This is a genomic window from Marinobacter sp. (genome assembly GCF_965229985.1).
In the GTDB taxonomy this organism is placed as follows: Bacteria; Pseudomonadota; Gammaproteobacteria; order Pseudomonadales; family Oleiphilaceae; genus Marinobacter.
This window is the reverse complement of sequence record NZ_OZ245935.1, coordinates 3,140,334-3,163,145: the sequence shown is the minus strand read 5'-3', so window position 1 is coordinate 3,163,145 and position 22,812 is coordinate 3,140,334. Positions and strand designations below refer to the sequence as shown.

General features: G+C 59.5%; 22 protein-coding genes. 10 read left to right on the top strand and 12 right to left on the bottom strand.

Annotated elements, in window-relative coordinates:
* Positions 1 to 22 precede the first annotated feature (22 nt).
* Together ACO06L_RS14400 and ACO06L_RS14395 are read left to right on the top strand one after the other, a co-directional pair.
* Complete coding sequence (locus ACO06L_RS14400) at positions 23 to 418, top strand: ectoine synthase (RefSeq protein ID WP_064229395.1); 396 nt, start codon at positions 23 to 25, stop codon at positions 416 to 418.
* Positions 419 to 430: 12 nt separating this feature from the next.
* A complete protein-coding gene (locus tag ACO06L_RS14395) occupies positions 431 to 1,633 on the top strand; it encodes a CynX/NimT family MFS transporter (RefSeq protein ID WP_202346287.1) in 1,203 nt (400 codons plus the stop codon).
* A gap of 161 nt (positions 1,634 to 1,794) precedes the next feature.
* On the opposite strand, the gene ACO06L_RS14390 is transcribed toward ACO06L_RS14395, so the two are convergent.
* Entirely contained in the window at positions 1,795 to 2,970 is a 1,176-nt protein-coding gene (locus ACO06L_RS14390; protein ID WP_202346286.1) for a type III PLP-dependent enzyme, read from the bottom strand.
* Between the two features lie 225 nt (positions 2,971 to 3,195).
* On the opposite strand from ACO06L_RS14390, the gene ACO06L_RS14385 reads away from it, so the two are divergent.
* Positions 3,196 to 3,408, top strand: a complete 213-nt coding sequence (locus ACO06L_RS14385) for a YjfB family protein (RefSeq protein WP_202346285.1) — start codon at positions 3,196 to 3,198, stop codon at positions 3,406 to 3,408.
* A gap of 3 nt (positions 3,409 to 3,411) precedes the next feature.
* Here the strand turns inward: ACO06L_RS14385 and ACO06L_RS14380 are convergent, their stop codons facing one another.
* Entirely contained in the window at positions 3,412 to 4,230 is an 819-nt protein-coding gene (locus ACO06L_RS14380) for an ATP-grasp domain-containing protein (RefSeq protein WP_202346284.1), read from the bottom strand.
* Between the two features lie 143 nt (positions 4,231 to 4,373).
* Between ACO06L_RS14380 and ACO06L_RS14375 the strand changes: the two genes are divergently transcribed.
* Positions 4,374 to 5,228 carry a translation initiation factor eIF-2B gene (locus tag ACO06L_RS14375; protein WP_202346283.1) on the top strand — a complete coding sequence of 285 codons (855 nt, stop codon included), beginning with the start codon at positions 4,374 to 4,376 and terminating at the stop codon, positions 5,226 to 5,228.
* Here the strand turns inward: ACO06L_RS14375 and hrpB are convergent.
* The 6 genes from hrpB to ACO06L_RS14345 all read right to left on the bottom strand — a co-directional run bounded on the left by hrpB (position 5,182) and on the right by ACO06L_RS14345 (position 11,932).
* Complete coding sequence (gene hrpB / locus ACO06L_RS14370) at positions 5,182 to 7,662, bottom strand: ATP-dependent helicase HrpB (protein WP_421845865.1); 2,481 nt, start codon at positions 7,660 to 7,662, stop codon at positions 5,182 to 5,184. The genes ACO06L_RS14375 and hrpB overlap by 47 nt on opposite strands.
* Positions 7,663 to 7,684: 22 nt before the next feature.
* Complete coding sequence (locus tag ACO06L_RS14365) at positions 7,685 to 8,356, bottom strand: SCO family protein (RefSeq protein ID WP_064229401.1); 672 nt, start codon at positions 8,354 to 8,356, stop codon at positions 7,685 to 7,687.
* 148 nt (positions 8,357 to 8,504) lie between these two features.
* Complete coding sequence (cyoE, locus tag ACO06L_RS14360) at positions 8,505 to 9,425, bottom strand: heme o synthase (protein WP_064229402.1); 921 nt, start codon at positions 9,423 to 9,425, stop codon at positions 8,505 to 8,507.
* A complete protein-coding gene (locus ACO06L_RS14355) occupies positions 9,422 to 10,483 on the bottom strand; it encodes a COX15/CtaA family protein (RefSeq protein WP_064230080.1) in 1,062 nt (353 codons plus the stop codon). Before ACO06L_RS14355 ends, cyoE begins: the two co-directional genes overlap by 4 nt.
* A gap of 64 nt (positions 10,484 to 10,547) precedes the next feature.
* Entirely contained in the window at positions 10,548 to 11,186 is a 639-nt protein-coding gene (locus ACO06L_RS14350) for a hypothetical protein (protein WP_064229403.1), read from the bottom strand.
* A gap of 11 nt (positions 11,187 to 11,197) precedes the next feature.
* Positions 11,198 to 11,932 carry an SURF1 family protein gene (locus ACO06L_RS14345; protein ID WP_227512809.1) on the bottom strand — a complete coding sequence of 245 codons (735 nt, stop codon included), beginning with the start codon at positions 11,930 to 11,932 and terminating at the stop codon, positions 11,198 to 11,200.
* A gap of 80 nt (positions 11,933 to 12,012) precedes the next feature.
* On the opposite strand from ACO06L_RS14345, the gene ACO06L_RS14340 reads away from it, so the two are divergent.
* A complete protein-coding gene (locus ACO06L_RS14340) occupies positions 12,013 to 12,216 on the top strand; it encodes a twin transmembrane helix small protein (protein WP_064229404.1) in 204 nt (67 codons plus the stop codon).
* A 10-nt stretch (positions 12,217 to 12,226) separates the two neighbouring features.
* Here ACO06L_RS14340 and ACO06L_RS14335 read toward each other — a convergent pair whose 3' ends face one another.
* The 4 genes from ACO06L_RS14335 to coxB are packed head-to-tail and all read right to left on the bottom strand — an operon-like array spanning position 12,227 to position 16,514.
* Positions 12,227 to 13,114, bottom strand: a complete 888-nt coding sequence (locus ACO06L_RS14335) for a cytochrome c oxidase subunit 3 (RefSeq protein ID WP_064229405.1) — start codon at positions 13,112 to 13,114, stop codon at positions 12,227 to 12,229.
* Positions 13,115 to 13,130: 16 nt separating this feature from the next.
* Positions 13,131 to 13,733, bottom strand: coding sequence for a cytochrome c oxidase assembly protein (locus ACO06L_RS14330; RefSeq protein ID WP_202346282.1), 603 nt, complete (start codon positions 13,731 to 13,733; stop codon positions 13,131 to 13,133).
* 15 nt (positions 13,734 to 13,748) lie between these two features.
* Positions 13,749 to 15,332 (bottom strand): cytochrome c oxidase subunit I, encoded by a 1,584-nt coding sequence (gene ctaD / locus ACO06L_RS14325; protein WP_064229407.1) that lies wholly within the window; start codon positions 15,330 to 15,332, stop codon positions 13,749 to 13,751.
* Positions 15,333 to 15,389: 57 nt separating this feature from the next.
* On the bottom strand, positions 15,390 to 16,514 hold the full coding sequence (gene coxB / locus ACO06L_RS14320; protein WP_064229408.1) for a cytochrome c oxidase subunit II: 1,125 nt from the start codon (positions 16,512 to 16,514) through the stop codon (positions 15,390 to 15,392).
* Between the two features lie 203 nt (positions 16,515 to 16,717).
* Here coxB and ACO06L_RS14315 point away from each other — a divergent pair, with 203 nt between their 5' ends.
* The 5 genes from ACO06L_RS14315 to ACO06L_RS14295 all read left to right on the top strand — a co-directional run bounded on the left by ACO06L_RS14315 (position 16,718) and on the right by ACO06L_RS14295 (position 22,812).
* Positions 16,718 to 18,046, top strand: coding sequence for an MATE family efflux transporter (locus ACO06L_RS14315; RefSeq protein WP_421845861.1), 1,329 nt, complete (start codon positions 16,718 to 16,720; stop codon positions 18,044 to 18,046).
* Between the two features lie 207 nt (positions 18,047 to 18,253).
* A complete protein-coding gene (locus ACO06L_RS14310) occupies positions 18,254 to 18,904 on the top strand; it encodes a hypothetical protein (RefSeq protein WP_202346280.1) in 651 nt (216 codons plus the stop codon).
* Positions 18,905 to 18,920: 16 nt separating this feature from the next.
* Positions 18,921 to 19,586 carry a methylamine utilization protein gene (locus ACO06L_RS14305; RefSeq protein WP_202346279.1) on the top strand — a complete coding sequence of 222 codons (666 nt, stop codon included), beginning with the start codon at positions 18,921 to 18,923 and terminating at the stop codon, positions 19,584 to 19,586.
* On the top strand, positions 19,586 to 21,940 hold the full coding sequence (locus ACO06L_RS14300; RefSeq protein WP_202346278.1) for a putative bifunctional diguanylate cyclase/phosphodiesterase: 2,355 nt from the start codon (positions 19,586 to 19,588) through the stop codon (positions 21,938 to 21,940). Before ACO06L_RS14305 ends, ACO06L_RS14300 begins: the two co-directional genes overlap by 1 nt.
* Positions 21,937 to 22,812, top strand: coding sequence for a DUF3034 family protein (locus tag ACO06L_RS14295; protein WP_202346277.1), 876 nt, complete (start codon positions 21,937 to 21,939; stop codon positions 22,810 to 22,812). The genes ACO06L_RS14300 and ACO06L_RS14295 overlap by 4 nt, the downstream gene beginning before the upstream one ends.

The following is a 22,812-nucleotide window of genomic DNA, read 5'->3' as shown; positions in this document are numbered from 1 at the left end:
CATCACAAAATGAGGAATGCGAATGAAAATCGTACGAGTGCAAGACATCATCGGTACCGAGCGCGAAGTACACGGACCGGGCTGGACCAGCCGCCGTATGCTGTTGAAAAAGGACGGCATGGGTTTCTCCTTCCATGAAACCATCATCCCGGCCGGTGCCGAACTGAACCTCTGGTACAAACACCACCTGGAAGCTGTCTACTGTGTTGCCGGTAACGGCAAAATCCTGGACAAAGCGACCGGTGAAACCCACGAGATCACCGACGGAACCCTGTACGCACTCGACAAGCATGACCAGCACACCCTTTACGGTGGCACAGAGGACATGCGACTGATCTGTGCCTTCAACCCCCCGGTCACTGGCCGTGAAGTCCATGACGAAGACGGCGCTTACCTGCCGGATACCAGCGAAGACTGATTCGTTTTGACCGTGGCTGAACATCAGGCCGCAACCGCACCGCCACCGCCAGCCAGACTGCTGCCGGTGGCGGTGTTGCTTTGGCTGGCCGGCGTTTATCTGCGGATCCCCGTACTGGTAGCACCACCCCTGGCGCCGTTCATCAGCGACGAACTGGCGCTGACCCAGGCACTGACCGGCGCCCTGACAACCCTGCCCATTCTGATGCTGGCCATCGGCTCCATGCCCGGTTCACTGGCCATCGCCCGGATCGGCCCCCGCAATACCCTGGCGCTTGCCATGGTCATCATGGTCATCGGCTCCGCCGGCCGCGGCCTGGTACCCGACACTTTCACATTGATGCTGGCCAGCGCCGTCATGGGGCTGGGTGTTGCCATGATGCAGCCCGCTCTGCCGGCACTGCTGCCACGATGGCTCGAACCCCATCACCTGGCCCTGGGATCCGCCATCTACATGAACGGCATGCTCATGGGCGAATTCATCGGCGCCGGCATCACCCTGCCAGTACTCATGCCCTTGCTGGACAACAGCTGGCGGGCCACCCTCCTGGCCTGGTCCCTGCCGGCCCTGCTGGTTGCCGCCGCGCTTTATCTGCCCAGACGCGACAGGGCAAAACCCGTCGGTAAAGTTTCCTGGCTGCCCGATTGGAGCAACCCCCTGACCCTCAAAATCGGCCTGCTCCTGGGTCTCTCCGGCTCCATGTTCTTCGGCCTCAATGCCTACATGGGCAACCTTCTGGAACAGCAGGGCCAGTTCGACAAACTCTCCGATGCCCTGTTCTGGTACAACATCGCCCAGGTCTTCGCCTCCCTGACCATGCTGAAAATGGCCCGTTACTGGGTCGGCCGCCGCTCGGTCATCATCGTTACCGCAGGCATCAGCATCATAGGCACCCTCGGTGCCATCACCTTCACCGGCTGGTGGTCTATCGCCAGCGCCACGCTGATGAGTCTTACTGCCGGCATCCTCCTGATCCTGTTGGTCGCCGTACCGCCCCTGGTGACCACCTCCAGAGAAACCGGACGCCTGTCTGCCGGCACCTTCCTGGTCGGCTACACCATGGCGTTTTCCATACCCATGGCCGGCGGCTTTATCGCCGACTGGACCGGCGACGCCCGACACGCCATCTTCACCATCATCGCCTACAGCGTCCTGGTCCTCCCCCTGGCCTTCACCCTCGACCTGAAACGAAAAAAGGACCAGCCCGAAAGCTGATCCTTTTCCAAAAAACCAATTTCTCCCTCGCGGACTCCCCGAGTAAAGCCCGAGCGGCCGCGGAGTGGGGAAGCTTTTTCTGCCGGGAAAAAATGTCTGAGCGAAGCGAGTTGTTTTTCCCAGAAGAAAAAGCTTCCCCGCTTCGCGGCCAGACTCCGAACTTAAATGTAGTAGTCCTTCAACGGAGGAAACCCGTTAAACTCAATGGCGCTATAAGTCGTGGTATAGGCGCCGGTAGACAACCAATACATCCGATCCCCGATGGCCAGATTCAACGGCAACGGATACTTGTGATGCTCGTACATGATATCGGCACTGTCACAGGTTGGCCCGGCAATCACACAGTCCTCGCCTTCGCCCACCTTCTCCGTCCAGATCGGAAACTTGATCGCCTCATCCAGCGTCTCGATCAGCCCCGAAAACTTGCCCACATCGGTGAACACCCAGCGGTGCAGGGCGGTGCGGGATTTCCGGGAAATCAGCACCACTTCACTCACCAGCACACCGGCATTGGAAATCAGCGAACGGCCCGGCTCGATGATAATCTCCGGCAGCTCGGCGCCAAAATCCTCGTGCAGGAACCGGGCGATCTCCTCCGCATACACCTTCAGCTCGTTGGTGCGGGTGATGTAATTGGCCGGAAAACCGCCGCCCATGTTGATCATCTTCAGCTCGATGCCGTCTTCTTCCTTCAGACGCTCGAAAATCACCTTCACCTTGTTCAGGGCCGCATCCCAGGCGCCGATTTCCCGCTGTTGGGAACCCACGTGGAAAGACACGCCATAGGGCACCAGGCCCAGGTCACGGGCCAGGATCAAAAGGTCCATGGCCATGTCGGTCTGACAACCGAACTTGCGGGACAGCGGCCAGTCGGCAGTCAGGGTGCCCTCGGTCAGGATGCGTACGTACACCTTCGAACCCGGAGCCGCCTTGGCGATGTTGCGCAGGTCCGCTTCGGAGTCAGTGGCAAACATACGCACGCCCTTCTCGTAGAAGGAGCGAATGTCCTTCGCCTTCTTGATGGTGTTGCCGTAGCTGATGCGCTCACCGGGCACACCCAGGGCCATCACCTTGTCCAGCTCATATACCGACGCGATATCGAAACAGGCACCCTTGTCACGCAGCATGGTCAGGACCTCCGGGGCCGGGTTGGCTTTCACCGCGTAGTAAACCTTGGCGTAGGGGAAGCCTTCCACCAGCTCATCGTACTGGCGATCAATCGTGGCGGTATCAATCACCACGAACGGGGTTTCCTTGCCGTCGGCAAAGTCCTTGATGCGTTTGAAAGTCTCGGTGCTGTAGTAATCAGCAATATTGGCGTTGGCGGCTTCGGTCATGGGTGGTGTGTCCCTCCACAGGGCAAACAGGCATAAAAAAAGGCGCCACAGCAAGGCTGCAGCACCCGTTAGATAGCGCGATCATCGGGCTTTTTTCAGGGCCCGGATATGAGCACTTTTACCCATAAAAAGAAGAGAATTTGTTACCGAATGAAAAGGAGCGTTGAGGGCTATTCTACTCATGTTAGGATGAACATAATTTGATCAGAACTGTATGGTTTTTATATGTCGGACATCAGCTCAATCGCCGCCGCCAGCACTCAGCTGAATCAGCAGCGCGTGCAGGAGCAGGCACAGCTTTCTGTCCTGAAAGCCTCCCTCGATATGGCCCAGCAGGGCGCCCTCCAGCTGCTTGAAGGCGTGACGGAAACGGCAGCAGCGACCGCCGGCGCTAATCCGTCTGACAGCGTCGGCAGTCTGATCGACGTCCGCGCTTAGCCTTCAGACCGCCACCGGCCATATCGGCGGTGGTTCGGTGGGGCCGTCCGGGTCTTCCGGTTCGGTCTGTTCCCGGAGATAGCCGAGAATCGCCTCCTGGAGCTCCGTGCCCTGGCCCAATCCCTTTTTTCCGAACAGCCGGTTGAATTCCAGTACGTAAGGGTGGCCATCCACCAGCGCAATATCAAAGCCTGCGTGATCAACACCCAGATTCCTGGCCAGCCGCAACGCCAGGTCCGTCATCACCGGGGGAACCGGACTGTTGTCAATGCGGCCACCCCGGGCCACATTGTTGTAGAAGCCCTGATCGGCCTGGGTTCGCCAGTAAGCCGTCAGCACCCGATCGCCAACCACCACAACTCGCGCATCCCGGTCCAGAGGGAGGTATTCCTGGGCGTAGAGCACGTCGGTGCGTTCGCAGTAGCGGCGCCAGTCCTCACGGGATTCAATCAGCCAGACGCCTTCGCCCATGCTGGCCTTGGGGAGCTTTGCCACGAACGGATGCACCATGGCATCCCAGATCATGTCACGTTCCACCGGGCCGTTGGCCTCAACCATGGTCCAGGGCGTGTGTTCCGGGGCCACCGCCTGGAATGCACGGGTCATCTCCACCTTGTCGTGGCCGATGCGATAGCTGGCTTCGCTGGGAAACACCCGGCACTTGAGACCATGAACCAGGGCATTCAGCTGCCAGTATTCCGGGAACAGGACCCACTCTGCGTCCCGCAACAGTTCTTTATGGCGCAGAAACTGATCAGGCTTGAGAACCGTGGTGTTGGGGAAGCCAAGGGTCCGGAAAATATCGAAAGAGACAAGGTGCATGGATACAGCGCACTCGGGGGGTTGAATTGCGCGTATTTTATACAGGGTTTCCGCTCAGGCAAGTGGTATTTTCACTATTCAGGAATCAGGAAATGCCTTACTGCTGCTACCCTTGGGTCAGGCGATGTAAGGAGGCAGAAAAAATGCAAGGACTGGATTTCAGGGCACGGACTATTTTGGCCGGCGTGCGAGAAGACTTTCAGTCCGGCGCCACGCAGCTGGCTCTGAATACCCTCGACGAGTTGTTATCCTACCTGGACGACACCAAGCCTGGGGTTGAAGCCCTTTACCGGCTGCTGGCAGAGCTCCGGGCCGCCCGCCCGAGTATGATCGTGATTGGCAATGCCCTGGGCATGATCGAACAGCGGTTGGCCAGTGATCCGCATGCCGCACGACAGGCTGTCCTGGACACGCGGGATCAGTTACAAAACGCCACCACCAGCATTTCCCGACACGCCCGCGAGCATTTGCCGAAAGCCCCCGTAATCATGACCCACAGTGCCAGCTCTGTGGTCCTGGCGCTGTTCCGGAGCATGGCCGAGAACCAACAGTCCTTTTCCGTCATCTGCACCCAGAGCAGCCCGGGGTTTGAGGGTCACTCCCTGGCCCGTGCCCTGGATAACCTCTCCGTACCCGTCACGCTGATTACCGATGCCCAGATGGGGCTGTTTATCTCCGGGGCCGATGTGGTGATCACCGGGTGCGATACCTGGCTCGACGATGGATATTTCATTAATAAAAGCGGGACCCTCCTTCTGGCCCTGGCAGCCAAGGCCGCCAACAAGCCCTTCTGGGTTCTGGCGGACAGCTTCCGCCAGAGCGACGCGGACTCCGCATCGGTTGAGCTTGAGGAAATGCCGGTAAACGAACTCAACGCGCCTGAAGGAGAGTGGATAACCCCCCGGAACGTCTACTTTGAGCTGGTGCCACACTCCCTGGTCAGCCAGCGGATCAGCGAGCAGGGCGTTTTTTCGTGCCCTGCTGGGCCTCGGCGGTAAAGGGATCTTCCGGCCAGGGGTGCTTGGGGTATCGGCCGCGCATGTCCTTGCGCACCTCGGGGTAGGCGTTGCGCCAGAAACTGGCCAGATCGGCGGTGACCGCCAACGGACGCTGGGCCGGTGAGAGCAAATGGATCACCACCGGTACGCGCCCGCCGGCAACGGCCGGGGTTTCTGTCCAGCCGAACAGGGCCTGAAGCTTGGCCGCCAGAACCGGGCCATTGTCCGCGGTATAGTCCAGGCGCACCCGCTGGCCGGTGGGGATGCTCAAGTGCGTTGGCGCCAGGGCCTGAAGCTGCTGTTGTGCCGGGTAATCAAGCTGGTTGTTCAGGGCCGCTAGCAGGTCGACCCGGGCCAGATCCGACCAGCGGCCCATGCCAGCCAGAAACGGTCCAAGCCAATCCTCCAGATTTTCCAGCAAGGCCGCATCGCTTGTGTCCGGCCAGCCATCATTGGGGAAGGTGTCGGCGAGCAACCGCACACGAGCACGCCACTGGCGGCTGTCGTCGGTCCAGGGCAGGCTTTCCAGGCCCTTTTTCCGGATGGCGTTGATCAGGCCCTGCTGAACCAGCTCCGGATCCACCCGGGTAATCGGTTTCTCCTGCAGCACCAGTTCGCCCAGTTTACGTACCTGTCTTGCCAGGATCTTGCCCTGGCTGTCGTCCCAAAGCGCCTCTTCGGTCTCGTGGATGTGGTCAGCCAGATCCAACTCCAGATCCGGAGTGTCCACCGGAGCCGCCAGGTAGATGGTTGCTTCCCGGGCCCGGCCATCCAGTTCGGCGGCCACCAGCCAGTTGTGCCGGGCCAGGGGATCCTCCTCTCTCAGTGCTGCGCCTTTGCCGTTACTGAGTTGGTACCTTGGCGCCTTGCCCGCACGCCGGCGGGCGATACGATCCGGATAGGCCAGAGCCAGCAATCGTCCTACCTCCGTCTCGGACGGCATTGGCGCATCAGCAGGAGCCGGCCCGGAAAGCCTTCGGGCCGACTGACGCACGGCCTTGAGGCGGGCCGCATCCAGCGTGCGGTCACGTCGCTCGCCGTAAAACACACGAATCCGCTCGTGCATATCCGCTCCGGCGCCGGGGCCCAGAAGATCCCGTTCTCCAAGCAGGGCGGCCAGTGCCGCGGCAGGCCCTTCAAGCCCCATGGTGCGGCCCCTCAGGACCATATGGGCCAGGCGCTGGTGGATTCCCAGGTCACGGGCCGCTTTGCCGTGATCCGTTATAGCCCCGTCTGAATCCAGCATATCCAGCCACTGCAACAAGGCCACCGCCTGTTGCCAGTGGGCTGCCGGCGGCTCATCAATCCAGGAGACAGCGGCGGCAGCCCGGGCGCCCCATTGGGCCAACTCCAGAACCAGGGGCGCCAGATCGGCCTCCAGAATTTCCGGAGGCGTATAGTCCGCCAGTCCGAACTGTTCCGATTCGCTCCACAGGCGATAACAGATGCCCGGCTCAACCCGGCCGGCCCGGCCCTTGCGCTGTTCCGCCGAGGCCCTGGAGACCCGACCGGTAACCAGTCGCGTCATGCCACTATTTGGGTCAAATACCGCCCGGCGCTGCTGGCCGCTGTCGATGACAACCCGTATGCCTTCAATGGTCAGACTGGTTTCGGCAATGGCCGTGGCCAGCACCACCTTGCGTTGGCCTTCAGGCGCCGGTGAGATGGCCTGATCCTGCTGTTCCGATTTCAGGTTGCCGTAAAGCGGTGCAACCATCACATGGTCCGGCAGGTTTCCCCGCAGTTGCTGCTCCACCCGGCGTATTTCGCCGGCGCCGGGCAGGAACACCAGCAGGGAGCCGGTTTGATCCCGCAGTGCCTCCTGAATCACCGACGTGACCTGATCCACCATCCGTCCATTGCGGGGCAACGGCCGGTAGTGAATAGCCACCGGGAATGCCCGCCCCTCGCTGGTAATTACCGGGACGTCTCCAAGCACCCTGGCAATGGGTGCGGTATCCAGGGTTGCCGACATCACCAGCAGCCGCAGATCCTCCCGCAACGCCTGCTGGGATTCCCGAACCAGGGCAAGGCCAAGATCCGCCTGAAGGGAACGTTCATGGAACTCATCAAAGATGACTGCGGCGTAGTCCTCCAGCATCGGATCGGCCTGGATCAGCCGGGTCAGAATACCCTCGGTCACTACTTCAATGCGGGTTGCGCCAGACACCCGGGTATCCAGCCTTGTGCGGTAACCCACCGTCTGGCCGGGCTGTTCATTGAGCTGCCTGGCCATATACCGGGCCGCGGACCGGGCCGCCAGGCGACGAGGTTCCAGCATCAGGATCTTGCCGTCACCGCGCCAGGGCGCCTCAAGCAGAGCGAGGGGAACACGGGTAGTTTTACCGGCACCCGGCGGGGCCTGCAGGAGTATGGTACTGGTCTGCTCTAGAGCCGCTTGCAGCTCTGGAAGAATGGCGTCGATAGGGAGCATCGGGTTCCTGGTTTTCAGGGCCTCAGGAGCTTACCCGGTCACGATTGGCCTTCGCCCACTGGTAGATCCGCTCGAAGGCCTCGGCCAGGTTGTGCGGATTATGGGGTGGCTGGATCACAGCAGCAAGTTCGCCATCGGGGTTCAGCAGGGCAAAATGGCCGCTGTGATCCACCAACAGCTCGCCGTCCACCTCCCGGTGCACAAACACCGCGCTGAGGCTCTTGGCCAGTTCCCTCAGGGTATCGAGATCGCCGGTCAGGCCATGGAAGTTCTCTCCGAAGAAATCGGTGTAGGCTTTGAGTTTTTCCGGCGTGTCGTGCTCCGGATCGGCGCTCACCAGCAGATAGTCCGGCTGGGGCAATTCCTTAGAAAGCAGCTTGTCGGTCTGGCGCAAATTGGCCATGGCCGCCGGGCAGATATCCGGGCAATTGGTGTAGCCCACAAAGGCAAAGGTCCAGCGACCCCTCAGGCTTTCCCGGGTGACCGTTTCACCGTTCTCGTCCGTCAGCGTGAATTCCGCTAGCTGCCTGGGCTGGTCATACACGTAGGTATTGAACTCCGTCAGCTCCGGCGCCGGAATCGGTTCCTGGTTACCTACCAGAAACACCTGTCTGCCAACGACCAGTCCAAAGATCAGAACGACGATTAACAGCAGGAAAAACAGGGTAAGGCGGATAGAGCTCGAAGTTTTCATGGATCGTCCAATTCGATGGTCAGACAAGCAGGCGGGGATGGCTTTCCGAAACCGTGCGGAGCCATGGATGGCGGAGCCGAACGTACACGGACGTATTTACAGCGTGTTTCGGAAAGCCATCCCCGCCTGCGTCAGCACAATGTCTGACTCAGAAGAATACAAAATGATCCACAAGCAATACCACAAACAGCGCCATGAGGTAAGTGATGGAATACTTGAAGGTATTCAGTGCCACGCGCCGGTCGTCCCCCTTCAACAGCCGCACCGCGTACTGCAGGAAGCGCAGGCCAAGGGCCAGGGCGCCAACCAGGTAAATACCGCCGGACATGCCTGTGACAAAAGGTAGCAGGCTGACCGCCAGCAACATCAGGGTGTAGAGCAGGATATGCAGCTCGGTGAACTTGTTGCCATGAGTGACCGGCAGCATGGGAATGCCCGCCTTGGCATACTCTTCCTTGCGGTGGATGGCCAGGGCCCAGAAATGCGGCGGGGTCCAGGCGAAGATGATCAGCACCAGCAGCAGGGCATGGCCCTCAACCTGTCCGGTTACGGCGGTCCAGCCCAGCAGCGGTGGCATAGCACCGGCGAGGCCGCCGATGGTGATGTTCTGGGGCGTGGCCCGCTTGAGGAACAGGGTATAGACACCGGCATAGCCCACCAGGGAGGCCAGGGTCAGCCAGGCAGTAAGATGATTCACCTGCCACATCAGCACGGCCATCCCAATACACGCCAGGATGGCCGCAAACAGCACCGCATCCAGGGGCGAAATCTTGCCTGTGGCTACCGGGCGCTTGCGGGTGCGGGCCATGACCGTGTCGATTTTCTGGTCCACCACATGGTTAACCACCGCTGCAGCACCCGCTAACAGGGCAATACCAAGATTACCCCACACCAGAACGCCCCAGCCGGGCACCCCAGGCGCCGCCAACAGCATGCCGATTACCGAGGTGAGGATCATCAGCGCAACCACCCGGGGCTTGGTCAGCTCCAGATAGTCACGCCAGGAAATGGTTGTTCTGGAGTCGCTCGCAATTGCCTGGGCCGGCAGTGCTTCCACTTGCTCGCTCATGCCGTAACCTCCTGGTTCATTGTTGTTGTATGTGTTTCTGTGGCGGTGTGTGGCTTCGGTAACAATTGATGCTGCCAGATCAAATGGATTACTGAAAGCAGGAGCCCCGCACCCATGGCGTTATGGGCCACGGCGATGGACAGGGGGATATGGAAAATCACATTGGCCAACCCCAGCAGGATCTGGATACCCAATAAGACCGACACCAGCTTGATAGCGTTGTTGAGTCCGGAGTCGCCACGACGCCGCCACATCAACGCCAGCAAAGCGGTGAAATACACCAGCACCACCATGGCGCCCACCCTGTGGGTAACATGGATGGCGACCCGTCCATCAGCCGTGAGCTGGCCACCGAGATAGTTGGGGCCCACGTGCTGGGTTACGTCAAACCCATGCCGGAAATCCATGCCCTCAGGCCACCACTGCCCCTGGCAGGTGGGCAGGTCGGTACAGGCAACGGCCGCGTAATTGGCCGCTGTCCAGGCCCCGAGGGCAATCTGCATCACCACCAGAAGAAGCCCGCCATACAGCCAGGGACGGAAACCCGCCAATGCAGTCGTTGGCGGTGGCGCCTGATCCGGTTTTTGCCTGGCTTGCCGACGCAAACGAAAGGTCAACAGCGTCAGCAAACTCAGCGTCGTAAAGCCACCCAGAAGATGCAGTGCCACAATCTGTGGCCACAATTTCAGGGTTACCGTCCACATGCCGAAGGCGCCCTGAAGGAGGATAAATCCGGCAATAAACAGCGGCAGCTTCACCGGAACACCTTCGCGCCGGTGGCGAACGGCATATCCCGCCAGCCCGAAGACCACCAGCCCGAGGGTTCCGGCGGCGTATCGATGGATCATTTCAGGCCAGCCCTTCTCCACGTCCACCGGCGTATCCGGGAAGCGGGCGTTTGCGATGGCAATGCTGGATTCGCTCTGGGGCACCGTCAGAAAGCCATAGCAGCCGGGCCAGTCAGGACAACCCAGCCCGGCGTGCACGAGACGGGTCCAGGCACCCAGCATGATGACGATAACCGCCAGCAGAACGGCGAACGTGGCCCATCTGGCCATCTTCCGGGCCGGCAGGGAGGATGAAGGAAACGACTGGTTCAAGGCTGACTCTCCGCTCCGACCATTAACCGATCTGCGACAGTTTGAGCAGATGCTTGAGATCCTCCAGCATATCCTTGCCGGTATGTTCGGAACCGTAATGCATCATCACGTTGCCGAAGGGATCGACCAGCAGGATGCGGGGCTCGGCTTCCGGATTGATGCCGGATGGCCAGTTTGGCTGGGCGCCTTCCGCAGGCACAAGACGTTCCATGGAGCTGTATTCGGAGGACCACCGCGCCTGCAGATCGGAAGGCACACTCCCCAGTGCGGCTGCCCGCGAAACGCGATTGGCGTTCTTGCCGAGGGCAATATTCACCTGTCTGGCCAGATAGAGCAGTTCCTCACACTGGCTGCCGCACTGGCCGGCAGCCACAATCATCAACCAGTCCGGGTCAGTCTTGTCCGGGCCAAAGCGTTCCGCCAGGGGAGTGCCGGAAGTGGTTTCAAGGTTAAGCGACGAGACCGAAGCCACTGGCTGAAACAGAACGCCGTTGTTGGTGTGGCCAGCAGGGTTCAGCCAGCCGGTATAAAACATGATGGTTGCGACAATCATCGGGCCAAAGCCCAGCGCAAACAGAAGGAACGCCGTGCGGCGACCGCGACGGGCCTGTTCCGGGGTTGGCCCTTCGTTCTGTTCCTGGTCGGATATCCGGTTAGCCATTGTCATTGTCATTATTGGTTCCTGTCTTTCGATGACTCGCTCTTTCTATAACTCGCCACTACCGTCAATATAGTCAGTGCCACGGCCAGCGCAAACCATTGTGTGGCGTATCCGTAGTGGGTTTGTGGCCCCATCAGGTCCGGTTCCCAGTCTGCCCGGTAGGCACCCGCCTGGCGCGCCCCGGAAAGTCGTACGATTTGGCCGGGAAGTTCAGGAATCTCCTGCCGGGCTGCCTGTTCTGAGAGGCTTTGCACTCGCCGGGGCCATTGCCCATCTGCCGCTGGCTGATCCATCAGCACCGGAGGCACCGGATAATCGCTGATCCTTCCCTCCAGGATGAAAATCCCCTCTGGCGTATTAACATCCGGTAGCTGATCCCGTGTCCTCGGTGCTTGCACCCAGCCACGATTAACCACTACCGGCGGACCTTCAAGGGGGCGAAACTCGGTAAGCACTTCATAGCCTGGAATCCCATCCCGCGTCCGGTTATCCAGAAGCCAGGTCCGGCTTCCATAAAGGCCGGTCAATGTCACCGGCCGACCGGCAGTCAGGTCCCGAGCCACGATATCCTGCCATGCCAGGTTTTCCGCCTCCTGCTGCCATTGGTCCAGCAGAAGCTGTTTTTCCGCAGCCCGATTCAACTGCCAGATACCCAGGCTGATAAGGATCGGCAAGAACACGCCACTGAAGACCAGCAACCGCCAGTCGAACTGCCATTGGCGGCGTTTGCGCTGCGTATCAGACATGCTCTGCTATAGTGACCTCAGCGAGTCCGGAACAGGTTCCGGGCCGTAAATTCATGACACCTACAAAAACAGGAAGTCCCATGCTAAAGGCCGTAATCGTTTTTCTGATGCTTGCCGTTCTGGTGAGCCTGTTCAGTGGCCTGTTCTTTCTCATAAAGGATGGCGGCAAGACCCATCGTGTCGTGAACTCCCTGGCGGTACGGGTCGCGCTCAGCATACTGCTCCTGGCGGTGATTCTGATTGCTCTGTGGCAGGGCGCCCTGACCTTGAATCCGACGCCCTGACAGATGTTCATCAAAGGATATAGACAAAGACAAACAGGCCCAGCCAGACCACATCCACGAAATGCCAGTACCAGGCCGCAGCTTCAAAGCCGAAGTGATTATCGGCGGTGAAGTGACCCTTGGTTATTCGGACCAGCATGATGATCAGCATCAGTGATCCCAAGATCACATGAGCCCCGTGAAAGCCGGTCAGCATGAAGAAGGTACTGCCGTAGATGCCGGACTGCAGAGTCAGGTCCAGATCCTGGTAGGCGTGCATGTACTCGTAGCCCTGAACAAACACAAATACGATGGCCAGCGCGATGGTCAGAGCCAGCCAGAGCTTGGTTTTCGCCCGATTGCCAGCCTTCAGCGCATGGTGAGCAACGGTTACGGTGAAGGATGATGTCACCAGAAGAATCGTGTTGATAAGCGGCAGCCCCCAGGGACCGATCACCTCTTTGGGGCCGGGATAGGCCTCCGGATTCGGGTTGCTGACCAGGGGCCAGCTGGACTGGAAGCCCTCCCACAACATGTTGGAGCTTCCCCGGTCGCCTTCACCTCCCAGCCAGGGCACAGCGAAGACCCGAACGTAGAACAAGGCACCGAAAAATGCCGCAAAGAACATCACTTCCGAAAAGATAAACCAGCTCATCCCCCAACGGAAAGAGCGGTCCATCTGCGGGCTATATAACCCCTGGCGACTCTCCTGAATGACATTGCCGAACCAGCCAAACAGCATGTACGCCATGATGATGGCGCCGATCATGAACATGATCCAGGCACCTGTCGTACTCTCGCCCTGCTTGCCATTGACCATAATGGCCGCAACCCCGTACAGGGTTACGCCAAGGCCAACGGTCGCGATGATGGGCCACTTGCTTTGTTCCGGAACGTAATAGGTCTGGTTTTCCGCCATGACAGTCTCCGATGGCTTATCCGTTATCGTTTGTTGTTGTGTCTTTCCGGGAAGTTTGCGTTACCGCCGGCTGCTTGCCCTGATCGTAGAGCGTGTAAGACAGCGTGAGCTTGGTGATGTGTTTCGGCAGGTCCTTGTCGACGATGAAAATGAGCGGCATTTGGGTGCTTTCACCAGCTTCAAGCGGTTGCTGGTTGAAGCAGAAGCATTCGGTCTTGTGGAAGTAAAGTGTGCCTTCTGAAGGTGCAAGGCTTGGGACCGCCTGCCCGACCATGGCCTCGGTTGTCGGGTTCTCCGCATAGAAGTTAACCGTGGTCGGCTCCCCGGGATGGACATCCACGGAACGCACAACCGGACGAAACTTCCAGGTCATCCCCGGGCCATTGGAGGCGAGAAACTGCACTTTCACCGTCCGGCTCATGTCCGCTTCGGCCACCTCGGTGGACTCGTACCGGCCACCGGTCTTGCCGTTGATCCCGGTAATTTCGCAGAACACGTCGTACAGGGGCACCATGGCAAACCCAAAGGCAAACATGCCGACCACGCTGGCCATGCACCAGCCCACGACCCGGGTGTTGCTCCGGGGCGCGCCTGCCTTGTTTGCCTGCTGATCTGCCATGGCCTCGCGCTCCGGTTACTTCACTTCCGGTGGTGTTGCAAAGGTGTGGTAAGGCGCCGGTGAGGGCACGGTCCACTCCAGGCCTTCAGCACCATCCCAGGGCTGGGCAGCAGCTTTTTTGCCACCCTTGATACATTTGATCACGATCAGCAGGAACAACAGCTGCGTGGCGCCGAACATGAAGGCGCCTACGCTGGAAACCATGTTGAAGTCCGCAAACTGCAGGGCATAGTCCGGAATCCGGCGCGGCATGCCAGCCAGGCCCAGGAAGTGCATCGGGAAGAACGCCAGGTTCATGCCGATAAAGGACAGCCAGAAATGGGTCTTGGCCAGTGTTTCGTCGTACATGTGACCGGTCCATTTGGGCAGCCAGAAGTAAGCTGAAGCAAAGATCCCGAAGATGGCACCCGGTACCAGCACGTAGTGGAAGTGGGCAACCACGAAGTAGGTATCGTGGTACTGGAAGTCGGCCGGGGCGATGGCCAGCATCAGACCGGAGAAACCACCGATGGTGAACAGGATCACGAACGCCACGGCAAACAGCATCGGAGCTTCAAAGGTGAGGGAACCCCGGAACATGGTAGCCACCCAGTTGAACACCTTCACCCCGGTGGGTACCGCAATCAGCATGGTGGCATACATGAAGAACAGCTGGCCGACTATGGGAATACCCACGGTGAACATATGGTGCGCCCAGACCACGAACGACAGCAGGGCAATGGCGCCGACCGCATAGACCATGGAGGCGTAGCCAAATAGCGGTTTGCGAGAGAACGCCGGAATGATGTGCGAGACCGCGCCGAAAGCCGGCAGGATCATGATGTACACCTCGGGATGCCCGAAGAACCAGAACACATGCTGGAACAGCACCGGATCACCACCGCCGGAGGCATCAAAGAAGCTTGTGCCGAAGTTGATGTCCATCAGCATCATGGTGACCACACCGGCCAGCACCGGCATTACTGCAATCAACAGGAACGCGGTGATCAGCCAGGTCCAGACGAACAGGGGCATTTTCATCAGGGTCATGCCCGGCGCCCGCAGGTTCAGGATGGTGGCGATCACGTTGATGGCGCCCATGATCGAGGAGATGCCCATGATATGGACAGCAAAGATGAAGAAGGTGGTGCTGGGTGGCCCGTATGTCGTCGACAGGGGCGCGTAGAACGTCCAGCCGAAGTTGGGCGCGCCACCTTCCATGAACAGCGTGGAGACCAGGATCAGGAAGGCACAGGGCAGCAGCCAGAAGCTCCAGTTATTCATCCGTGGAAGTGCCATGTCCGGCGCGCCGATCATCAGCGGAATCATCCAGTTGGCCAGGCCGACAAAGGCCGGCATGACCGCACCAAAGACCATGATCAGGCCATGCATGGTGGTCATCTGATTGAAGAATTCCGGCTGCACAATCTGCAGCCCGGGCTGGAACAGTTCCGCACGGATCACCATGGCCATGGTTCCACCCAGCAGGAACATGGCGAAACTGAATATCAGGTACATTGTCCCGATATCCTTGTGGTTCGTAGTCAGCAGCCATCGGCTGATGCCTTTTGCCGGGCCGTGATGATGATCCTGGGCGTGGGTATCTGCAACCGCACTCATGAAAACCCCCGTTACCGCCATTTATTGTGGCTGGTGATATCTGTTATCTGGCGTTGATTACTGCTGATTCTTGTAATCAAAAATTTCTTTCGGAGTGACCATTTCACCCGTGTTGTTACCCCAGGCATTCCGCTCGTAGGTAATCACCGCGGCGAGGTCCACTTCGCTCAACTGATTGCCGAACGCTTGCATAGAGGTGCCGGCCTTGCCATTCACGACAATATCGATGTGCGCTGCCATATCCTGGGTCGCAATCGGACTGCCCTTCAGCGCCGGAAACGCCGGTGGCGCACCGCTGCCATCTGGCTGGTGACAGGCAGCACATGCGGTCTGGTAGGCTTTCTCGCCCCGCTCCATCAACTCGGCCATGGTCCAGTCTTTCTGGGTCAATTGGCGTTCACGCTCGGCAGCCTCTTTCTTTTCGGCGACCCAGGCGTTGTATTCCTCTTCGGGAACCGCCTCGACAACGACCGGCATGAAGCCATGATCCTTGCCACATAGCTCAGTACACTGACCACGGTATATGCCGGGCTTGTCGACCCGGGTCCAGGTCTCGTTGATGAAGCCCGGAATAGCATCTTTCTTGACGCCAAAGTCCGGCACCCACCAGGAGTGGATGACATCGTTGGCCGTCAGCAGGAAGCGAACCTTCTTTCCTACCGGAATCACCAACGGGTTATCCACTTCAAGAAGGTAATTCTCGCCCTTGGCCTGGCGGTTCTCGATCTGATCCCGTGGCGTGGAAAGGTTGGAGAAGTAGCCAAAGTCCTCATTGATGTATTCGTATTGCCACTTCCACTGGTAGCCAGTGACCTTGATGTCCACTTCCGATTCGGTGGTGTCATACATGTCGACCAACGTCGCCGTGGCAGGAATCGCCATAACAACCAGGATGACAAAAGGTATGATGGTCCAGAGAATCTCGACCAGGGTGTTTTCGTGAAAGTTTGCCGGTTTGGCGCCCTGGGATTTCCGGTGGGCAAAAATAGACCAGAACATGACTCCGAAGACCACGACGCCAATGACGACGCAGATCCAGAGTATGGTCATGTGAAGGCTGAAAATTTCATTACTGGTGCCGGTCACCCCCGGGGTCATGTTCAGTGTCCAGTCCGCCATGGACCAGGCGGGGAACATCAGACCGCCTAAAAGGGCACCTGCCCGCTGAGCGTGCACGCGCATACTGTGTCTCCACAGAGTGTTATTCTTGTCGGATTTTGCGTTATCCCACCGGTCTCACTGGCGCTCGCATACACCGGAAAGACCAGAGTGGAAGCCTGCTTACGGATACCTCAGATTCGAGTATAGACACAGATCAAAAAAAGACTAAAAAATCGGCTAAATCCAAAAAAGCTAACCACAGAATTTTAAGACTTAAAAAGAATATGACTTTTAACCTTCCGGCAACCGACCGGCGTCTTTGGGCCCTGGCCTGGCCGTTGATGCTCACCAATCTCACGGTTCCTCTGCTGGGGCTGGTGGATACTGCCGTGCTCGGTCATCTGGAAAGCCCCGAATACCTGGGTGCCGTCGCCGTTGGTGCCAATCTGTTCAGCATCCTGTACTGGACCTTCGGCTTCATGCGTATGGGCACGACCGGCCTGGCCGCCCAGGCCTGGGGCAAGCGTGACAGGTTCAGCCAGGTAGCCTTGCTGTTGCGGTCGGTGCTGCTGGCAACCGGTATCGGTGTGCTACTGATTCTGTTTCACCAGCCGCTGATCCATACAGGGCTGACCCTGATGAATCCCGGTGAAGACGTTACTGAACTGGCCGCCGAGTATGCTGCTATCCGGATCTGGAGCGCGCCGGCGGTTCTGTGCCAGTACACGCTGGTTGGCTGGCTGATCGGCACCCAGTTTCCGCGGGGCCCGATGATCATGCTGATCGCGGCGAACGGCCTGAACATCGTGCTGGATATTCTCTTTGTCACCGTGTTGGGCTGGAACAGCCGCGGCGTGGCCATCGCCACGGTAATTGCCGAGTACGGTGCGGCCACTATCGGTTTCCTGATCGTGTTAAGGCGGATGCCCGAAGGTCAAACACTCACCCGGGCCTTGTTCGGCAAACTGGAGGATTACCTGAAGATCCTCCGGGTGAACCGCTACATCATGGTTCGCACCATCGCCCTGTTGCTGGTGCTGGCGTTCTTCACTGCCCAGGGTGCCCGTCAGGGAGACACCATCCTGGCGGCCAACGCGGTTCTGATCACCTTTCTGCTGCTCATTTCCAACGCCCTGGACGGTTTTGCCAATGCGGCAGAGGCGCTGATTGGCGAAGCCGTCGGTAAAGGCAGCCGGCGCCGGTTCCGGGTGGTTTTTCGCAGTGCCCTGAGGTGGTCTCTCTGGGGCGCCCTGTTGCTCACCATTGTTTTTGTTGCCGGCGGGCACTGGCTGATTGCTTTGCTGACCGGTATCGAAGAAGTGAGAGCCACCGCCTGGCGCTACCTGCCCTGGCTCTGGCTGCTACCATTTGCCGCAGTCTGGGGTTTCCTCCTGGATGGCATCTTCATCGGAGCCACCCGAACCCGGGACATGCAGAACACCATGCTGTTCTCGGCCCTAGGCGTTTTCGCTCCGGTATGGTGGCTGACCACGGGTTGGGGAAATCACGGGCTCTGGTTCGCGCTGATCTCCCTGATGGTGGCACGGGCGGTAAGCATGGGCTGGCTCTGCTGGTCCCACACCCGTCATGGCCGGTGGTTCCAGAGCCAGTGACGGAGATGCAATCTGTAACATTACGGCCGGGTATTTTCACAATAGCGGAAAAGCAGGTGGAAAAATCTCGGCTACACTTGTCTGAACAGGCAGGCACGTTGTGGTAGCCAGCCCTCCTCATCCTGCCCGGGAACTCGTTGCTATCAGTTGCTAACAACGGGAGGCGCCTTGCGACCTCAATTCGTTCAGACATCGGCATCTCCTGAAATGACACCACAGGTAGTCCTAGAGATTATTGACCAGGCGCGGCGCAAGGAGGCCCGCTCCGGGACCTTCCTCCGGCAGCTTCATGAAAAGGTTGCTGAGTTGCCGGCTGCCGTCACAATCGAGGGTTACCAGCCCGCCACGTGCCTGTTCCAGTTTGTGGTTGAGTACATTGAAATGGCACCACGCCTTATCGAGTGCGTCGAAGCCTGTGCCCGTGAGGCGGGCAAAGCCGATCTCTTTGAGCCATTCGTGAATGCCGCCATCCGCTATTTCACCCAGCCGTCGGCACTTCTGGTGCGCTATGACGGTCTCGATGGCCTGCTGATTCGTGCCTATCTCTGCCATCGGCTGATGGAAGAGATGTATGAAAATAACCGGTGTACCAGAGCCAGCGAAATCGTGGATATAGAAGCAACTCGTGCTAACCTGCTCGCCCACCAGTTGATTGGCGAGCCCTTTGCCAACGAGCTGGATGATTCCATCACCGTGACCGTGTTGCAGATAGCAGGCACGCCGGACTATTACGAGCTGAACCTCGACCCCTTTGTCGAGCAGGTGAACAATGCCGCCTGGGACTGGATGCGGCACTACTGGGAAAATCTGTTGGTAAGGAACCACATTCGATTTTCCCTCGGTTCCGGTCTGGCCTGACAGGTTCAGAGGATTAATGAGAGTATCAGCGATTGCAGTACTGGCGGGCCTGTTGATGTCTGCCATGGCAGTGACAGCTAACGCGTACGAGCTGTCTGTAACCGTTACCCTGGATGGCAGCAACGAGCCCGTGGCCAATGCCGTGGTTTCCGTGGACAGCGCCCGTCCCGGTACCCCGGTTTCTGCCGAAATCTATCAGAAGGATCGTGCCTTCCATCCACATGTGCTGGTGGTTCCCGTTGGCTCGAGCGTGGATTTCCCGAACCGCGACAATACCCAGCACCACGTGTACTCCTTCTCGCCGGCAAAAACCTTCAACATTGAACTGTACGCTGACCGCCCGGCTGCTCCGATTGTGTTCGACAAACCAGGTATCGTTGAGCTGGGCTGCAACATACACGATCACATGCAGGGCTTTGTGGTGGTCACCGATACCGCCTCAGTTGGCCAGACAGATGCCTCTGGACAGGTCACTTTGTCTATCGCACCTCAGGGTACCGAAAGCAGCCAGGACAAGGTGACAATTGAGATCTGGCACCCACGACTGCCAGACAACACACGCCCGGTCACCCGTGAAATCGAACGCGGCAGTGAGCCGGCAATCGTAGCCCTCAATCTTGAGCCCGAGCCTTCCGCAGAAGGCTCGCTGGACCGACTCCAGCAACGCTTTCGGGAGCTTTGATGGGTTTAGCGTCTCGTCTCGGATTCCGTGGCCGACTCATTGCCGCCATGATCTCGCTGGTGGCCCTGGTCAGTCTGGTGATCGTCGCCCTGCTGATGGTTTACCTGTTCGAGGATGAAAAAAGTCGGGCACTTGAACAGCTGGCCATCGGGGAGCGGTTGACCAACGAGGTCATTGACCGCCGCACCGATCTGGAGCTGTCCCGGCTCAGCGTCGTGGTGCAGGATTTCGGCTTCCGCTCGGCCATTGCCAGCCGCGACCCGGCAACCATCGACAGCGCCCTGGAAAACCACAGCGGCAGGGTTGGTGCAGACTTTGCGCTCTTGCTGGACAGCCAGGGGGAGCCCCTGGCCTCCACCCTGCAACGCTCCTTTCCTGCCATCACCCAGGAACAGCTGACACGCTCTCGCCGCAACGGATTTACCCGGTCGCTTCGAGCCATAGACGGCAGTGGCTACGAGATTCTCATCATCCCGATAGAAGCGCCCGGGCTGCGGGCCTGGTTGGTTACCGGTTTTGCCATGGACCAGTCCCTGGCAGAGGTCATCGCCCGACTCAGTGGCACCTCGGTGATCTTCCGGGCGCGATCGGGCCAAAGCGATAGCCTGAGCAGTTTTGCCGCCACCACCAGCATCGACGACAAGCTGGAACAGGAGCTTGCAGGCGCATCCGACAACGCCAAGTTCATCGAAAGTGCCGGTTATTTCACCCGGATAATCAACCTGGGCGAATCAGACCCCGCCGCCGTCCAGGCCGTGCTGCTGATCAGCCGTGATGCCACACTCCAGAACTATTACCGAAGGGCCGTGGAAATCGCCCTGCTGGTAACCGCTATCCTGATTTTCGCCATTCTGCTGGCGCTGGTCATTGCCCGCAACCTCGGGCGCCCGGTGTTGCAGCTGGCAAGCTACGCGCGGGCTATCGGTGAGGGCACCACACCCGAGGCACCGGCCATTCGGGCCGGCGGCGAACTGACCCAGCTCCGCAACGCCCTCCGGGACATGCTGTCGGGCCTGCGGGAACGGGAAGCCCAGATCCGCTATGCAGCGACCCACGATGACGTCACCGGTTTGAAAAACCGGAACGCTCTGATGCAGGAGGCCGCCGAGCTGTTTGATAACCGAGGCCGGGCCACACTGGTGGGGATCCGACTGAACGACCTCTCCGACATCAACGATACTCTGGGTCTGGAATTCGGCGACAAGGTCCTGATTGGCATTGCCAAGCGGCTGCAGCAGGAACTGCAGGGTGCCCGAATCCTTGCCCGCACCGGCGGAGGGGAGTTCCTGGCCCTGATTCCTTCATTGCCGCCAGAAACCGCCGACCAGAGGGTCCGGGCACTGCACGAGGTCATCGAATCCCCGTTGCAGGTAGACCAGACCCCCTTCTCCTTGCGAGTTACCATCGTCACCATGGAACTGCCAGAGGACGCCGCCGATACCGATGCCCTGCGTCGCAGGCTCAATCTCACCTTCGAGCAGGCGGAGGCCCACCCCGAAGCCTTCACCCGCTACAAGCCCGGACAGGATGAAAGCCATCTACGGGAACTGAAGCTGGTTACCGATCTGCACGCCGCAATCCTGCATAACGGGTTGCACATGAACTACCAGCCGAAACTTAACAGCCAGACCGGCGAGCTGGTGCAGGTAGAGGCCCTGGTGCGATGGATTCACCCGGAGCTGGGTTTTATATCGCCGGAAGAGTTCATCTTTCTTGCCGAACAATCAGGGCAGATCCACGATCTGACAGCCCACATCCTGCAACGGGTGGCCAGCGATGCCCGACGTTGGCATGAACAGGGTGTTGACGCGGGCGTGGCTATTAACCTGTCCGCTATGGACCTCACCTGGCCCGCGCTGACCCGGCACATCGCGGAAACCTTTCACGGCTGGCACCACGGCCTGGAGCGGGTCACCCTGGAAGTCACCGAGAGTGCCCTGATGGAGGACCCGGAAGAGGCCATGGCCACCCTGAACCAGCTCAGGGCGCTGGGAGTAACCCTGTCGGTGGACGACTTTGGCACCGGCTACTCCTCGCTGTCCCAGCTGCGCAAGCTTCCGGTGCAGGAGCTGAAAATCGACAAGTCTTTCGTGCTGAAGCTGGATTCCGAGCCCCAGGACCAGCTGATTGTGCGGTCCACCATTGATATGGCCCACGGCCTCGGGCTGAAGGTCGTAGCTGAGGGCATCGAGAACCTGGAAGCCTGGCAGCTGCTGCAACACTGGGGTTGCAACCTCGGCCAGGGTTTTTACCTGGGCCGCCCGGTTGCCCCCGAGGATCTGCCGGAGACTGCCCGGTCCCTGGCTACCCGCAAAGGGGAACTGAGCCAACCCAACCCGGAGTATTCAGAATGACAGCAAGACGTCTGGTGACACTGACCATGGCGCTCCTGGTAGCACCGGCTGCCATGGCCGATATCGGCAGCCGGATCTGGGCGACCGGAGGCGTCACCACCATTGAGGGCAGTGCCGGCGGGGGGCTGGTACCCTGGGCGCTGCTGGGCAGTTACGCCAGCGACGAGGAGTGGGGCGGCACCCTGGCACTCAGCCGGGCCGAAGTGGACGATTACTCACTCTCGGTGACCGGCGCCGGGCTGAACTGGAATAACCGCCTGGAGATCACCGTGGCCCGCCAGACCCTGGATCTGGACAGCCTGGTGTTTACACTCAAAGACGGCTTCGGCCTTGAACAGGACGAGCTGAACCAGGATATTTTCGGCGCCAAGATCCGGCTCGTTGGCGATGTGCTTTACAGTCCCTGGGGCCAGTGGTCCGCCGGCGTGCAGTACAAGCGGCAGCGGGATTTCACCGTACCCTCGGCGATCGGCGCCCGGGATGACAGTGGCACCGATGTCTATGTCAGCGGCAGCAAGCTGTTCTTCGCCGCGGTGATGGAACGAAACCTACTGGTAAACCTGACAGCGCGGGCAACCCGGGCCAACCAGGGCGGGCTACTTGGTTTTGGCGGTGACCGTAACAACAGCCACGAACTGATGATGGAGGGCAGCGTCGGGCTTTTCCTCAACCGCCAGTGGCTGGTGGGCGCGGAATATCGGCAAAAACCGGACAACCTGGGGTTTGCCACCGAAGATGACTGGTGGGACCTGTTCGTGGCCTGGGTGCCGGACCGTCGTCTGGCGGTCACGGGCGCCCTGGTCAACCTGGGCGACGTTGCCACACTGGAAGACCAGCAAGGTCTGTATCTGTCGCTGCAGGGGAGTTTCTGA